The following is a 15,313-nucleotide window of genomic DNA, read 5'->3' on the forward strand; positions in this document are numbered from 1 at the left end:
AAAAACCAGGCATCTCATTGGGTTAATAAACCCATAGTTTATTTTTTTCAAATAACGTACCACCAGTTTAATATTAGGAAATAGGCAAACTATGCATTTTTCTTATTAACCTACAATTGTGAGGTTGACGGCGCACCGTGGGACTCTCGAGGAAGATAAAACAGGGAGATTACCATGGGGCATTTGCTCCTTGTGAGAGATAAGTAAATTGGGGGAACTTATCTTACCCCAATCCATTTTGACCTTTTTTCTGCCACTAACTATAACTTTTTATGAGCGTTCAAGTGGCTTAAAACGAATCCTGTGTGGTTGATCCGCGGCGACCCCTAAGCGACGTTTGCGATCGGCTTCATAAGATTCATAGTTCCCTTCAAACCAGACAACCTGGCTATCGCCCTCAAAGGCTAAAATGTGGGTGGCGATTCTGTCGAGGAACCAGCGATCATGGCTGATGACAATGGCGCAACCAGCATAATCGAGGAGCGCTTCTTCGAGGGAGCGTAAGGTTTCCACATCAAGATCGTTGGTGGGCTCGTCGAGCATCAATACGTTAGCGCCTGTTTGCAGAACCTTGGCAAGGTGAACCCGGTTGCGCTCCCCACCTGACAACTGTCCCACTTTCTTTTGCTGGTCTGCCCCTTTAAAATTGAACAGTCCACAATAGGCGCGGCTGGGAATCGTGCGTTTGCCGAGGGTGATTTCATCATTGCCGCCGGAAATTTCTTCCCAAACAGTTTTGTTTGAATTTAAAGCATCGCGGGATTGGTCAACATACCCAAGGACCACAGTTTCGCCCAGACGAAGGGTGCCGCTGTCAGGCTGGTCTTGTCCAGAAATCATTTTAAAGAGAGTTGTTTTACCAGCGCCATTAGGACCAATGACACCAACAATACCACCGCGTGGGAGGCGGAAATCAAGATTATCAATGAGCAAACGACCACCAAAGGCTTTTTGCAAGTGTTCTGCTTCAATCACCACATCCCCAAGACGGGCACCGGCAGGAATAAAGATGGCGCCATCACCTTTGCCCTCGTCATAATTTTGATTCAACAAGTTTTCATAAGCCTGGATACGAGCCTTGCTCTTGCTTTGGCGACCTTTTGGTGACTGGCGGATCCAGTCTAACTCCCGCGCCAGTTGTTTTTGGCGTGAGGATTCTTGGCGACTTTCAACTTCAAGTCGTTTTTGTTTTTGTTCCAACCAGCTAGAATAGTTACCTTCGTAAGGAATGCCTTGGCTACGATCCAATTCAAGGATCCATCCGGCCACATTGTCGAGGAAGTAACGATCATGGGTGATGAGCACCACTGTACCATTATAGTCTTTCAGATAGCGTTCCAGCCAAGCAACGGATTCGGCATCCAAGTGGTTGGTTGGTTCATCGAGTAATAGCATATCTGGCTTTTGCATCAGCAAGCGACATAAGGCCACCCGGCGCTTTTCCCCACCCGAAAGTTTGCTCATGTCCGCGTCCCCGGCAGGGCAGCGCAATGCATCCATTGCAATTTCCACTTTGCGGGATAAGTCCCACGCATCGGCAGCGTCAATCTTTTCTTGTAGTTCCCCTTGCTCATTGATGAGAGCGTTCATTTCTTCATCGGAAAGCTCATCAGCAAAACGAGCGCTGACTTGGTCAAAGCGATCTAGCAATGCTTTGGTTTCAGCCAAGCCAGATAAAATGTTGTCCATCACTGATAAAGTGGAATCAAGTTCAGGTTCTTGAGGCAAATAGCCAACTTTGACCCCATCGGCGGCCCAAGCTTCGCCATTAAAGTCGGTATCAAGCCCTGCCATAATTTTTAAGAGAGTTGATTTCCCCGACCCGTTGGGGCCGATAATCCCAATCTTTGCACCTGGGAAAAAGGATAACCAAATATCTTTTAAAACCTCACGACCGCCGGGGAATATTTTCGTCATTCCCTTCATGACATAAATATATTGATAACTGGACATCGTTTTTTCCTCTCACGCACAAATTAAAAATAGATATCTAATAAACATATCTAAAACACCTGAAAAATCCGCCTTCTTAAGGTATTTTAGGTATAAGCAGCTTTTTTCTAAATCTCAAGCAATTTAGAAAAAAAGGACTAAAATGGTAAGTGCTGCTGCCGGTATCGCTGCAATTATATCATCAACCATTATCCCTAAGCCAGAAGTTCTAGGAGAACTTGCCAGCCTTATTTCCACCCACCCAATGGGAAAGGGTTTCCAAATATCAAAGAGACGAAACATAAGAAATCCGAGAGCTATTGCCCCTGAAGAAAGCTCACTCTTAACTAGCTGTACGAGACAGTAAGTGAATAGCAGCCCCGCAATTTCGTCAATGACGATATAGCTTGGGTCTGTGTCTTCCGGTGAGTCAAGCAGCAGCTTATTCGACAGCCCCCATCCTAGCAAAAAACTAATGACTGTGGCAATTAGCATTCCTTGCCAACCAAACGGTGCTAAAAGCCAGGCAAACGGGATAGCAACCAAACTTCCCCACGTGCCGGGCATATAAGGGAGATGGCCAGTGCCAAAACCTGAGGCTAGAAATCTTATCACTCGAAGTGACTTCCTAAGATTATTTCTCTTCATTTGCTTTTTCGACGCTTTTTTCAACAATGATTTGCCAACCACCCCCAACCGCTTTATTGAGCCGAATGAGATTTCCGGCTTGAGTCGCCCGTGATTCAGCAAGTTGTTCTTGCAAGGCAAAGAGGTTGCGCTCCACATCCAATACTTCCAACAAGGAAGTTAATCCCTGGACATAACGCTTGTGCGAGATATCGACAGCTTGTTTGGTATCAGTGACGGCCCCATTCAAAGAGTGGGTTCGCTGTTGTTCTTGGTCAAAGTCTTTGAGTGCTGTTTCAATTTCCGACAGCGCTTTTAAGATCGTTTGTTCATAGATGTAGAGTGCTTGCTTGCCTTCTGATTTGGCTGACTCAATGGCGTTTTGAATTTTACCAAAGGTGAAGAGAGGCATCGAGACAGCGCCTGCTCCATACCAAGCACGGTTTTCCCCAGAAAATAACCGGGAGGTATCTGATGAACTTACACCAAATCCTAAGGATCCGGCAGACAAAGCACCAAAGAACCCAGTCAACGAGATATGCGGATACATATTAGCGATCGCAACGCCTTCCATTGCTGTGGCGGCGGCGAGTTGGCGTTCGGCAGCCTCTACATCGGGCCGTTGGCGAATCACCGCAACCGGGGACTGTAAGGCAAACTTAAGCGGCGCGACAGGCACACTATTTTTTGGACTTAAAGTGGTGGTTAATGCGCCTGGTCGCAAGCCTAGCAAGACTTCTACTCGATACTGAGCTGCTGCTTTAGCGGCAGCGTATCTGGGTCGTTGTGCCCGTGTTGTCTTTAACTGTGAATCGGCACGTAAGAAATCAAAACGCGCTGCTTGACCTGCGGAAAATTGTTTCTTTATTAAGTTAACAGTTTGTTGCTGAGTACTCACATTTTCTTCCGTAATGTGCAGCAATTCTTCGTTCAAGCGATAATCAATATAGTTGCGGGCAACCTCCGCCACAATGGATACTTGAACCGCTTTTAGATTGGCGAGCGTAGCCTCAGAAAGAGCTTCTTGTGCCTCCAACTTGCGGCGATTTTTACCAAACAAATCGATTTCCCACGACATATCGAAGTGAGCTTGAGATGCTGAAAACGGTGTTGTTACCGGAAAGGCAGTAACAGTGTTGCGTTCACGCTCAACCTGGCTTGAAACTGCGAGCTGGGGGAACAGATCACCAAATGCTACCCCCGATTCTGCGCGGGATTGACGCAACCGTTCAATGGCAATCTTAATATCATGATTCTGCTGATAAGCTTGACCCACTAAGTCGCTTAAGAGGGGGTCATTAAAACAATGCCACCACGTATGATCAGCGGTCGCTGTTGTTGTTTCTGCCTTATTTGCCTCCCCGTTTATCCAGGCACTGGGACCTGTTTCTGACGGGCGTTCATAATCAGGACCCACGGTACAAGATGACAGCAATAGAGCCAATGGAAAAAAAACGATGGCACGAGAATTTAGCATTTTAGACTCATCATGATTGGAGAGATAAATTTATAACATCGAGAGAATTCATGTTTTTACCCCTGAGGGGGACACATGACCTTGAATAAAAACATGAATAGCTGCATCAATCAGTTCTTCTTGCTCTTGCTTTGTTTGTGGTGAGTGTATTCCTAACAATAGTTTCGTAAAACATTCGCCTTTTAACATGTTCAAAAACATCACCGCGGATTGGCGAGGGTTAGCAAATGTAAGGCTGCCCTGGGCGGCTACGCTTTCTAAATATTTTGCCAATGATTCTATAATCATTTTCACCGATGAATAAAATACCTCAGCTAATTCAGGGAATTGTTTATTTTCGGCGATGATGAGGCCATGAATACAAACGGATTCTTGCGATTGGGTGAGCTCATTAAATTGGCGGGCGATTTTCTGTAAGCCCTTGTGTAAATCTACTTCTGTATCCACCGCCCTATCAATGGTTTGGGCGAGTTGGCCGCATCGATTTAAAATCATTTCGGCAAAGAGCTGTTTTTTATCTTTAAAGTAAGAATAAAGAGTCGCTTTGGACACGGGGGCGGCTGCTGCAATTTCTTCCATACTGGCAATACTATAGCCTTTTTCTGAAAAAACGCGGGTGGCCGCATTTAATATTGACTCATATTTTCGAGATATCTTAGGACGTATCGACATTTGGTGATAGGAGTCCATTGTGACCCTTTTTTCCTGCAAATTTTTTTTAGTTTTTTGAAGGAAAGGAACGCATCTGGCAAAAGTTGGAAAGATTCTCAGATAAAAATCTCTCAAAATCATCCCCATCCCCAAACGCCGATACGTCCTAACCTCATTCATTAAACTTATTGACTAATTGTTAACTTTAAGACTAAGTTAAACTAAACAGTTTAGTTTATCAAGTAAACAAAATGCCACTTTCGCACGAAATTAAAAAACGACTCGTTCTGATTGTGCTAGGGGTAATTACCCTTGGTCTCCTCTATTGGTTTTTCTTTATCCGAGGTATGGAAAGCACCGATGACGCGTATCTTAAGGGGAATATGACCATCATTAGCCCAAAAGTAGCAGGCTATGTGACAGATGTTTTGATTGAAGATAACCAACATGTCAAAAAGGGTGATGTCATTGCTAAAATCGACCAGCGTGATTTTAAGGCTCAACTGGATGGGGCACAGGCTGAAGCCGAATCGTTAAAGGCACGTCTGACAACCTTGGAAAATCAACATCTTGCGCAAGAAGAAACGATTAAAGAGGCTCAAGCTGGTGTCAATGCCGCGAAAGCAACGCTTGTTCGGGCCGAAAAAGAATTTAAGCGTACAACATCCTTAATTAAAGATGGTGCGATTTCTGAGCAATTGAACGACCAGGCGGTTTCTGATCATAAGAATGCTGTGGCGTCGGTTCAAAGAAGCCAAGCTATATATGAGGCGGCGACCATTCAACTCAAAGTTATCACTGCACAAATGAGTGAAGCTAAGGCTCAATCTAAAAAGGCTGAAGCGGCGATTGATCTGGCTCAAATTGATTTGCAAAATACAATAATCGTGGCGCCCAAAGATGGGCTTATTGGTAATCGTGGCGTCCAGGTGGGACAATTAGCGCGCCCAGGTTTATCATTAGTTTATCTTATTCCAGATAATGAAATTTGGGTGGAAGCAAACTTCAAAGAAACCCAAATTGGCAACATGAAACCAGGACAAAAAGTAAAAATTACCATTGATAGTTTTTCGGGAGTAACATTCCAAGGAAAAGTAGATAGTTTGGCGCCGGCGAGTGGCTCTGAATTCAGTATTCTACCCCCCGAAAATGCCACAGGGAACTTCACGAAAATTGTTCGCCGTATTCCAGTTAAAATTTGTTTTCAGGAAGGGACGGATCTGTCCATTTTGAAACCAGGAATGTCAAGCATTGTTCATGTAAGAACGAGTTAACCCATGGCAAGTGCACCTACAGCAACGCACGACATTCCTGAGCCCACCACCAAACAATGGATCGGCTTTGTCGGGATGGTTTTTGGGATGTTTATGGCGGTCCTTGATATTCAAATCGTGGCCAGCTCCATCGCTGAAATCCAGGCGGGTATTTCCGCTACCTCCGATCAAATCACTTGGGTACAAACAGCCTATCTCATTGCCGAAGTAATTGTTATTCCGCTCACAGGTTGGTTGGTACAGATCTTCTCTACTCGCTATCTATTTGCTGGCTGTTGCTTTATGTTTACGGTTATGAGTGTGGCCACTGCATGTTCGTGGAGTATTGGCTCAATCATTGTTTTCCGCGCTTTACAAGGTTTTTTTGGCGGCATTCTGATCCCGACAGTCTTTAGTATTATTTACACAACCTTTCCCAAACGCCTCCAGGCGAGCTTAACAATTATTGTTGGCAGCGTTGTTACCATTGCGCCGACCACTGGCCCTATTTTGGGAGGATATTTGACGGACCAATTCTCTTGGCATTACCTCTTCTTAATCAATGTTATTCCTGGGATTGCTGTTTCTTTAGTCACGTGGTATTTTGTGGACGTGGACAAGCCTAACCTCAACCTTTTAAAAAAATAGATATACCCGGGATTTTGTTGATTGCCGTTAGCCTTGGTTGCTTGCAATATATTCTTGAAGAGGGCGTGCGCGATGGGTGGTTTGATAGCGCAGAAATTATCTTTTTCACTATTGTTTCAGCCAGCAGTGGTATTTTATTGATTTATCGCGAACTCACTATTCAAAACCCGGTCATTGATTTTTATGCCTTCAAAAATTTTAACTTTGCGGTTGGCTGTATATTTAGTTTTATTATTGGTCTTGGTCTTTATGTCATGGTTTATTTGTTGCCGCTACAGCTGGGTGTTGTGCGAGGATTAAATAGTCTCCAGATAGGAATGTACGTCACAATAACGGGTATTTTTCAGTTTTTCTCCGCCCCTATAGCTGGCTTTTTATCCAAAAAGATGGATTTGCGAATAATGCTCGGGATGGGCTTTTTCATGTTTGGAATGTCAGCATTGCTGAATTCGGCGCAAACCTCTGATTCTGCTTTTTGGGAGTTTTTCCTGCCTCAGGCTTTACGGGGTCTCTCCTTAATGTTGTGTTTCTTGCCCATCAATTCAATTGCCCTTGGGACGTTGCCTGTCAGCGCTATTAAAAATGCCAGTGGTATTTATAACCTCATGCGTAACCTTGGCGGTGCGATTGGCTTAGCTGTCTTTAATACTTTTTGGATTAACTGGACTAAAGAAAGTTATGGTATTTTGCGGCAAAATGTCACTGCCACCAGTGAGAAAGCTCTTCAAGTTTATGAAGGGTTTAGTGCCAAGCTTGGAGATATCGGTTCTGTACCAGATAATGATCTGGGAGCGGTGAAGCTCATCTATCAAATGGCTCAACGAGAAGCCACAGTTATTGCTTTTAACAACCTTTATTTGTTATTGGCGATTATTTTCTTTTTAATGATTTTGGCTATGCCTTTTTTAAAAAAGGTTAATGTTGATCAATCCCCTACTGAGGCTCATTAAATCTTTTTAAATCGCATCACATTGGCATCGGTGGTTGTTCCATCTGTATGTTGATAGTAATTTTTCCGAGAGCCAACGGTTTTAAATCCTAATTTTTTGTAAAGGTGGATGGCCGCTAAATTCGTACGGTCCACCTCCAAAAAGATGGTATGAACACTGGATGGGCATTCCTGTAAAAAATGCGTCAGAAGTTGTTTGCCCGCTGATTGACGCCGCCGCTCTGGTAAAACCGCAAAGGTTAAGATTTCTGCATCGGGGGGTATAAAGCTTCCCAGAATAAAACCAATGGGTTGGTCTTGCCATACAGCCAACCATCCGCCATAACAAGGGTTTTGGAGGAGTGTTAGAAACTCCGCTTCATTCCATAAATTTTCCACACTCTTTTTGTGAATGGCAGCCAATAGCGGCGCATCAGAGTAGTTGAGTGCGCGGAGAGATAATAGCATTCAAGTAAACCGTTTTTGCTTTTTAAACTCAGGATTGCGAATGTAAAAGGGAACTACCTTTTGATACCGGTCTCCTCTCTCGCCCGCTGCTTGATGTTGGCAAAATTGGATGAGTAAGGCGGCCACAGATTCTTGTGGTACATACAGATCTGGCAGCTCCGAAACAGCCTTATTGCTTACCAATAAGATGTCCTTGCTGAAGTTTTGAATTTCGGCAAGAGTCAGCATTTGGGCCTCATCGCAAGGGGCCAGCTGGGTCGTAAATGTCTGACAAAAGTAATCGCCACGTTTGCTGTCAACAATACTTAAGATTTTAGCTGATGGATTTTTTTTGTCAATTGCAGCAAAGGCCAGGAGCTCCAACAATGTTGGCACTACTGGATGATAGTGGCCGGCAATCAACAATCCTTGGACGGTGGCAAGACCAATCCGGATCCCTGTAAAGGAACCTGGCCCAGAAATTGTCGCGAGAAAATTTACGTCTTTGAAGCTCAAGTTTTGTGTCAACAATAATGATTGTAAGCTGGGCACCAAAATGGAGGATTGCAACTGACTGCCCCCCCTTGGTAAAACTTTGCTTGTGGTCACACCTTTATGATATAACGAGATTGAATCTTCAGTCCCCGTTGTATCAAAGGCAAGAATTGTGGGATCAAATTCCATCATGAGGTTCTCTTAAACACAAAGGCAAATAAAATGTCGTTAATAGAAATTACGGAATTAACACATAATATTGTGTTAGATATGCGATATGCAACACCTAATAATTTTACGGCGGAGGTTATTTATGCGTCACCGCGCTGTTTTCTCCACCAAGATGCGCTTTTTCGATTAGAGGTGGCAATTGAACTAGCTGCAGCGCAAGGATTGCGCTTTAAAATTTTAGATGCCTATCGTCCGCAAGCAGCCCAAGAAAAACTTTGGTCAATTTGTCCTGATTCAAACTATATTGCTCCCCCACAAAGTGGCTCGCATCATACAAGGGGTATCGCGGTAGATTTAACTCTCATCGATGAGAAGGGTAATGAGCTTGATATGGGGACTCCTTTTGATAGCTTTGAAGTTGCCTCTCACCACGGTACGATAATGATCTCCAAACAAGCAGCCCACAATCGCTATTTGTTGCTTGGTATCATGATGAGTGCGGGGTGGGATTTATACCTCAATGAGTGGTGGCACTATCAATTGTTTAAACCACGGGAATATCCGTTGATTTTGGGCCATGAAGCGTTATAAAAGCTGCTTGAGATTTCATAGGATAGTGCTTACGTTAATGGTATACCCAGAATACTTGAAGCGATGGGATTATGGGTATAATTTATAAATTTTAAGTAAAAACTAAAAAATGTCGACAAAAATAAAACTTGAGGGTGTTGCTGACGGGGCACTGGTGGCGGTAGCTATGTCGGGAGGAGTTGATTCTTCCGTCACAGCTGGGCTGATGGTAGAAGCTGGTTATAAGGTGATCGGTATCACGCTGCAACTTTATGATCATGGGGCGATGGTCAATAAAAAGGGTGCCTGTTGCGCAGGGCAGGATATTTATGATGCGAGAACGGTTGCCGATAAGTTAGGCATTCCTCATTATGTTTTGGATTATGAAAATATCTTCAAGCAAAACGTTATTGATGATTTCGTGGACAGCTATCTGCAAGGTGAAACACCAATCCCTTGTGTGCGCTGCAATCAACGTGTCAAATTCCGCGACCTTTTGACCACTTCAAAGGAACTAGGTGCAGAGGCTCTCGTGACCGGCCATTATGTGCGTCGTCTCGTCCACAATGGTCAGGCTGAAATGCACCGCGCCCATGATCATACGCGCGACCAAAGCTATTTCTTATTCACCACCACACAAGAGCAGCTCGACTATCTCCACTTTCCCTTAGGCGGCATGCCAAAAACGGAAACCAGAGAACATGCGCGTCGGTTTGGTCTGGTTGTTGCCGATAAACCGGATAGCCAAGATATTTGTTTTGTGCCAACTGGAGGATATGCCGCGGTTGTAGAGAAATTCCGCCCAGGTGCTCTTGATCCAGGTGAGATTGTTGATGGGCAAGGGCGTGTCTTAGGTCAGCACCAAGGGATCATTAACTATACCATTGGGCAACGTAAGGGGCTTGGTATCTCGGCTGCTGATCCGCTTTATGTAGTTAAGATTGACCCTGTAAATCGTCAGGTGGTTGTTGGACCCAAAGAAGCGTTGGCGAAAACAAGATTGTTGATCAATGAGATGAACTGGCTGACAGATAAATCTGAGTTTATCACCGGAAAAGAAGCAAATGCTAAGATTCGCTCCACTCAACCAGGGCTTCAGGCAAAGGTTACTGTTCGGGGTAACCATCAAGCTGTTATTGAGTTTGTGACGCCGGAATATGGCGTTTCAGCAGGTCAAGCGTGCGTTCTTTATGACGGTGATCGCGTCCTTGGTGGTGGTTGGATTTCCAGAGAAGAGGTATAGATATAGACCATGAAAGTTGCTGTTGTCATTGTTGCTGGTGGCTCGGGCAATCGTTTAGGCGGTGAATTGCCCAAGCAATATTATTATTTAAATGGCCAGGCTATTTTGTGTCAAACGCTCGAGGTTTTCTTAAACCATTCTAAAATCACGGATGTGGTAGTAGTGATTGGTAAGAATGACGGGGCGCATTATGAGGCATGCATCCATCTCCACGCTAAACTTCTCGCTCCTGTTAAGGGAGGCGACACACGCCAAGCTTCTGTTTTTTCTGGGCTCAAAGCGTTGAAGGATAAAAAGCCTGACCTCGTTCTGGTTCATGATGCAGCGCGCCCCTTTGTATCTGGAGAACTCATTGACCGCGTTATTCATCAATTAAACGAAAATGCTGGATGTATCCCCGCGCTACCCGTCAGTGATACGGTGAAAAAAACAGATACAACGAAGCGGATTACGGCGACTATTTCCCGCGATCATCTTTGGTTAGCCCAAACGCCACAAGGTTTCCACTACCCCATGTTATTAAACGCACATGAGCAGTTTAAAGAGCAATTTCATTTTACTGATGATGCCTCTTTATTTGAAGCGTTAGGTCTTAAAGTTGTTGTTTGCCAAGGGGACGCTAAAAACATTAAAATCACCTACCCAGAGGATCTTACCATGATGACAAAATTTTCACCTGATGTACGTGTTGGGAGTGGCTTTGATGTGCATCAGTTAATCCCGGGGGGAGGAATGATGATTTTAGGGGTGTTTATTCCAGGAACTCTTGCTCTTAAAGGGCATTCTGATGCGGACGTGGCGTTGCATAGCTTAACCGATGCCATTTTTGGCGCCATTGGAGATGGGGATATTGGCACTCATTTCCCGCCGACCGATCCTCAATGGCGCGGAGCTGATTCAACCAGATTTTTACTTTATGCTTTGGAACGGATGAAGCAAAGAGGTGGGCGTCTTAATCACGTCGATATAACACTAATTGGTGAAAAACCAAAGTTCTCACCCTATAGGGAACAGTTTCTTGCCTCACTAGAAACATTACTCAAGATTTCTCCAGAGCGTATCGGTATCAAAGCGACCACCACAGAAAAGCTAGGGTTTCTGGGGCGCGGCGAAGGGTTGGCCGTGCAGGCAACCGCAACCGTTATTTTTGAGTAATCTGCCTCTCTTTTATGCATCATTTCTTCAAATAGACTTGAGCGAAGAGAGAGTAAGACAGACTTAGATGCGAAGTCAGAAACCGGCTTTTTCAGGTGCTTTAAGTCTCTTTACCCACGCTTAGCAAATTTAGGAAAAACAATAATTTGTCCCATGGGGGAAAGTGGTTTTGTTTCTTGAGGGATAAGATCTTTGAGCGAAAATGATTCCCCTTTTTTATGGCTTTGAAGATAACCTCTCAAACAATAATCATCTGTTTGTTCTTGCCACAACTGTTGTTGAATCTTGGTTTTGATATTTTCCGCCTGATCGACAAACAAGTCATAAGCATCCAGAGTTGTTGGCAGGGTGAGGGTAACTTTTCTACTTCCCATTATACTTTGAGAAGAGAGGGATTTAAAGAAGCCCTCAAGAGGAGTAAGGTGGTTAGCCTCGTCGTTGTTTAAGATAAAAAGAGCCGTGTTCAGGTCTTGTTGTTCGGCCAAAAAGAACAGTAAATCCAAAGCTTGCAGGACAATCTCCAAACCTGCCACATCATAAAGCGCGCTGCTCAAGTTTTCCAATTGCTTGTTATCCTTAAGGGCAAAGCTTTTTATCAAAAGGCGATCCCCTTTTTCTTGCCATTCCATGGATAAAGTAAAATCGGTTTCTTTTTGTTGCAAAACCAGGCTCATTCCTTCCGAAGAAAAAGAGGTGCCAAGGGTGTAAGAAAACACCAATCCACTGTCTTGAATTGAAGCAAGATAGGCCTTTAGTTCTTGGCTAAGATGGTTTTGCAAGGATGGGGTCATTATCTTTCTCCTAAATGGGGATTTTCAAAATCTACTGTCTTTGAACAGAGCGTATACTAATAGTTAGCATTAAAAGTACTTGTTGCTGTTTATGTAATAATATATTGCTATAATTGCAATATATTATTTCGTCCATTGTTATTTTTTATTTTTTTCACGTATCCTAATAGTGATTAAAGGGGTATAAAGGAGTTTTAAACCTTGTATCCTATAGATGTGTTACGTTTTTTGAGTGAGCATGTTTCATTTATTAAGAGACATTGGTTTCTTGAACAAATTCTAAAAATAAGATAGTAAGGCACGTATGAGGCATTTAGAAGGAGGGCTTAACTTTAATGTATATCAATCCGTATTTATTTTTTTAGTAAAAGATGGGCAATTTATTGTTTGGGATTACTTGCATCATAAGCAATTTTCCTTAGAACCAGAGCATGCAGATAGATTACGATTATGGTCGTCAGGAAACGTTGGTCAACCATCTCCTTTAGATAATGAATTAGAGGACGCTCATCTTATTGCCAAAGAACCCTTTGAGGAGGTTGGTGAGTGGGGATGGGATGAGCTTTCTAAAATATATCATATAGGAACAAAGAATATTTCAGATAACCTCATGACCTTAAGCAAGGAAGACTGGATTGAGAATTATCTCACTTATTGCCAATCTATTTCTTCTCAACCCCCCACTTTTCACATAAAAAAAGAAGGCAACACCGTTTCTTTGCCTCAGCCTAATCTTTCTTTGCTTGATAAGAATAAATTTCTTGAAGTGATGCGGGAGCGTAAGACCTGTCGATCTTTTAAAGGAGAAGCAATTTCATTCGATCAGCTAAGCACTCTTCTTTATGTCAGTTTAGGGCCTATTCATGAAAAGTGGTCAGATTTAGAAGATAATGGACTCCAAATTTTGGGACGTCGCAAATCCTTTCCTTCGGCAGGCGGCCTACATCCCGAAGAGGCGTATATAATAGCTTTAAGAGTTGATGGATTAATCCCTGGCATTTATCACTATGATTCGGTTGAGCATCATCTAACGTTGGTAGAAGCTGACGTTAAAGAAGAGGATCTTGTCAAGCTTCTCTATGGGCAATATTTTGCGGAAGGATTATCTTTTGGGATATTTTTAACAGCGCGTTTTGAAAAAGGATGGTGGAAATATCCCCATTCTCGCGGCTACCGTGTGGTCTTATTAGATATAGGTCATGCGTCTCAGTCAATTCTTTTAACAGCAACAGCTCTTGGCCTTGAAACATGGCTAACAGGGGCTTTTGGAGATACCCAAACAGAAAAGTTTTTAAACCTTACCTCGTCGACGGAACAACCTATTTTATTTATAGGAGGGGGTTACGGAGATAAGGGAACGGTCGACCCGTATATATTAGGGGAGCTGAGAAAAAATAACTAATTTTCTCGTTTGAGAGGCCGTGCAAGGCCGCTTAATAGTGTAAGCATAAACTTAAAATAATAATTTAATAACAAGAGAAAAAAATGCAAGAAATTTTTATTGAAAACAAACCCGTCCATCCCACTGAATGCCCTGTATTCATAAATAAATAGGGTCAACTCAATACAAGAAAAGCAGCCAAGCATGCCTTTTTTTGCAAAAACGTAATTTTGAACCTTTATTAGAAAGTGTGGCAATCTCCTCCAAAATAAAGTGGGAGATTGCCCTGGAGTATGCGCTTCTCGCACTGACCAGTAGTACGTAGCCACTCAGGAAAAGTGTGTTTTATTTATTTCTTCCTTATATTGAACGGAGATTAATGAGGTGCTTTAGATGGGAGGAGACTCTCGGCCCTTATCTCCTCATTCCGTCTCACTTTTGGCTGACAATGTCTCATAAACATCTTTATGTAAATTAAAGGGCAAGAGAATCTGGGAGAAATCTTGCAAATAAAAGAAATCACAGATAGATTACCTTTAAATCATATTAAAAAACGGACTACTTATGAATTGGGATAAGTTACTCGCTTTTTATCATACAGCTACCCTAGGCTCGGTCAAAAAAGCTGCTGAAAAGTTAGGAACCAGCACTTCCTCTGTTAGTCGGTTGATTGACAGTCTTGAGAAGGAGATAGGTCATGAATTATTCTCTGTCGTTCTCCAACGGATGGCCATCACAAAAAAAGGCGAACGTTTTCTGATTTCTGTCAAACGGCTCCTTTCACAATATGACCTATCTCTCAAAGAACTAAGCGAAATGTCTCAAAAAATGGAAGGCCATTATAATATATCGGCAACAATTTCCATTATCGCTTCGTGGATTTTTGATGATCTCGCTGATTTCATGAAAGCCTATCCTCAGCTTTCCCTTTCATTTACAGCGGTTGATAATCCACCTGATCTTACATTAGGTGAGGCAGATATAGATATTCGCAGCTTCAGAAGAAAAGAAGAAGGAGTGGAATATAAATATTTAACAACCCATGATATGGGGTTATATGCCACGAGAGACTATATCCAAAAAGAAGGACTTCCAGAAAGGATAAGCGATTTTGAAAAACATCATATTTTTGCTTTTCAACATAATTTGTTGATTCCCCATAATGCGCCTCTAAACTGGCACCTCCCTCATATTACTGCTTGGAAAAAAATGACACCTATAAACTCTTATATGGGGATTCTTAGAGCCATAGAAAATGGCCTGGGAATTGGGCCGGTATCGCATGCGGCAGCCAAAATGAGTAGAGTTCCTCTTGTGCCCATTTTGCCAGATATTTTAACTTACCCGATGGATTTATATTATATGTATCCAAAAACTTTATCAAGCAGTAGAGTGGTTGCAGAGATCTATGAACATTTACGCTCTCGCCCACAAGGTCCTCTAAATGGAAGAATTAGAATGTAGTTTTTTTGAGGGAAGGGACTCTCTCCCAAAAAAACTAGAGAAGCTCATTCTTGTTTTAGCCAATCTCCTCAATTTCCGGT

General features: G+C 43.1%; 15 protein-coding genes. 8 read left to right on the top strand and 7 right to left on the bottom strand.

The features are described 5' to 3' along the window. Window positions 1-270 precede the first annotated feature (270 nt). The 4 genes from ettA to IG80_RS0106920 form a co-directional block, all read right to left on the bottom strand. Window positions 271-1,953, bottom strand: coding sequence for an energy-dependent translational throttle protein EttA (gene ettA, locus IG80_RS0106905; protein WP_032113082.1), 1,683 nt, complete (start codon window positions 1,951-1,953; stop codon window positions 271-273). 123 nt (window positions 1,954-2,076) lie between these two features. Next, the gene (locus IG80_RS0106910) at window positions 2,077-2,580 is read right to left on the bottom strand and encodes a phosphatidylglycerophosphatase A family protein (protein WP_052046186.1); all 504 of its coding nucleotides are present in this window, start codon (window positions 2,578-2,580) and stop codon (window positions 2,077-2,079) included. After that, entirely contained in the window at window positions 2,567-4,036 is a 1,470-nt protein-coding gene (locus IG80_RS0106915) for an efflux transporter outer membrane subunit (RefSeq protein ID WP_032113083.1), read from the bottom strand. The genes IG80_RS0106910 and IG80_RS0106915 overlap by 14 nt, the downstream gene beginning before the upstream one ends. A 48-nt stretch (window positions 4,037-4,084) precedes the next feature. Then, window positions 4,085-4,726, bottom strand: coding sequence for a TetR/AcrR family transcriptional regulator (locus tag IG80_RS0106920; protein ID WP_232224346.1), 642 nt, complete (start codon window positions 4,724-4,726; stop codon window positions 4,085-4,087). 212 nt (window positions 4,727-4,938) lie between these two features. Here IG80_RS0106920 and IG80_RS0106925 point away from each other — a divergent pair, with 212 nt between their 5' ends. From IG80_RS0106925 to IG80_RS16560, 3 genes are read left to right on the top strand one after another with little or no spacing between them, the layout of a single operon-like run. Then, on the top strand, window positions 4,939-5,961 hold the full coding sequence (locus IG80_RS0106925; protein ID WP_032113084.1) for an HlyD family secretion protein: 1,023 nt from the start codon (window positions 4,939-4,941) through the stop codon (window positions 5,959-5,961). A gap of 3 nt (window positions 5,962-5,964) precedes the next feature. Continuing rightward, window positions 5,965-6,588: an MFS transporter gene (locus IG80_RS16555; protein WP_198027253.1), complete on the top strand. Its 624-nt coding sequence runs from the start codon at window positions 5,965-5,967 to the stop codon at window positions 6,586-6,588. Between the two features lie 17 nt (window positions 6,589-6,605). Further along, the gene (locus tag IG80_RS16560; RefSeq protein WP_198027254.1) at window positions 6,606-7,538 is read left to right on the top strand and encodes an MFS transporter; all 933 of its coding nucleotides are present in this window, start codon (window positions 6,606-6,608) and stop codon (window positions 7,536-7,538) included. On the opposite strand, the gene rimI is transcribed toward IG80_RS16560, so the two are convergent. Both rimI and tsaB read right to left on the bottom strand, forming a co-directional pair. After that, the gene (gene rimI / locus IG80_RS0106935) at window positions 7,535-7,984 is read right to left on the bottom strand and encodes a ribosomal protein S18-alanine N-acetyltransferase (protein ID WP_032113085.1); all 450 of its coding nucleotides are present in this window, start codon (window positions 7,982-7,984) and stop codon (window positions 7,535-7,537) included. The genes IG80_RS16560 and rimI overlap by 4 nt on opposite strands. Continuing rightward, a complete protein-coding gene (gene tsaB / locus IG80_RS0106940; protein WP_084756212.1) occupies window positions 7,985-8,650 on the bottom strand; it encodes a tRNA (adenosine(37)-N6)-threonylcarbamoyltransferase complex dimerization subunit type 1 TsaB in 666 nt (221 codons plus the stop codon). A gap of 30 nt (window positions 8,651-8,680) precedes the next feature. On the opposite strand from tsaB, the gene ddpX reads away from it, so the two are divergent. The 3 genes from ddpX to IG80_RS0106955 all read left to right on the top strand — a co-directional run bounded on the left by ddpX (window position 8,681) and on the right by IG80_RS0106955 (window position 11,597). Beyond that, window positions 8,681-9,220, top strand: a complete 540-nt coding sequence (ddpX, locus tag IG80_RS0106945) for a D-alanyl-D-alanine dipeptidase (RefSeq protein ID WP_032113087.1) — start codon at window positions 8,681-8,683, stop codon at window positions 9,218-9,220. A gap of 109 nt (window positions 9,221-9,329) precedes the next feature. Beyond that, window positions 9,330-10,442, top strand: coding sequence for a tRNA 2-thiouridine(34) synthase MnmA (gene mnmA, locus IG80_RS0106950; RefSeq protein WP_052046188.1), 1,113 nt, complete (start codon window positions 9,330-9,332; stop codon window positions 10,440-10,442). Between the two features lie 9 nt (window positions 10,443-10,451). After that, window positions 10,452-11,597: a bifunctional 2-C-methyl-D-erythritol 4-phosphate cytidylyltransferase/2-C-methyl-D-erythritol 2,4-cyclodiphosphate synthase gene (locus IG80_RS0106955; protein WP_032113088.1), complete on the top strand. Its 1,146-nt coding sequence runs from the start codon at window positions 10,452-10,454 to the stop codon at window positions 11,595-11,597. Window positions 11,598-11,707: 110 nt separating this feature from the next. Here IG80_RS0106955 and IG80_RS0106960 read toward each other — a convergent pair whose 3' ends face one another. After that, window positions 11,708-12,388, bottom strand: coding sequence for a hypothetical protein (locus IG80_RS0106960; RefSeq protein ID WP_032113089.1), 681 nt, complete (start codon window positions 12,386-12,388; stop codon window positions 11,708-11,710). 304 nt (window positions 12,389-12,692) lie between these two features. Between IG80_RS0106960 and IG80_RS0106965 the strand changes: the two genes are divergently transcribed. Both IG80_RS0106965 and IG80_RS0106975 read left to right on the top strand, forming a co-directional pair. Beyond that, complete coding sequence (locus tag IG80_RS0106965; RefSeq protein WP_052046189.1) at window positions 12,693-13,790, top strand: SagB/ThcOx family dehydrogenase; 1,098 nt, start codon at window positions 12,693-12,695, stop codon at window positions 13,788-13,790. 543 nt (window positions 13,791-14,333) lie between these two features. Then, window positions 14,334-15,233, top strand: a complete 900-nt coding sequence (locus IG80_RS0106975; RefSeq protein WP_032113091.1) for a LysR family transcriptional regulator — start codon at window positions 14,334-14,336, stop codon at window positions 15,231-15,233. Window positions 15,234-15,313: the final 80 nt, after the last annotated feature.

Origin of the sequence: Candidatus Paracaedibacter symbiosus, assembly GCF_000757605.1 — a bacterium.
GTDB lineage: Bacteria > Pseudomonadota > Alphaproteobacteria > Paracaedibacterales > Paracaedibacteraceae > Paracaedibacter_A > Paracaedibacter_A symbiosus.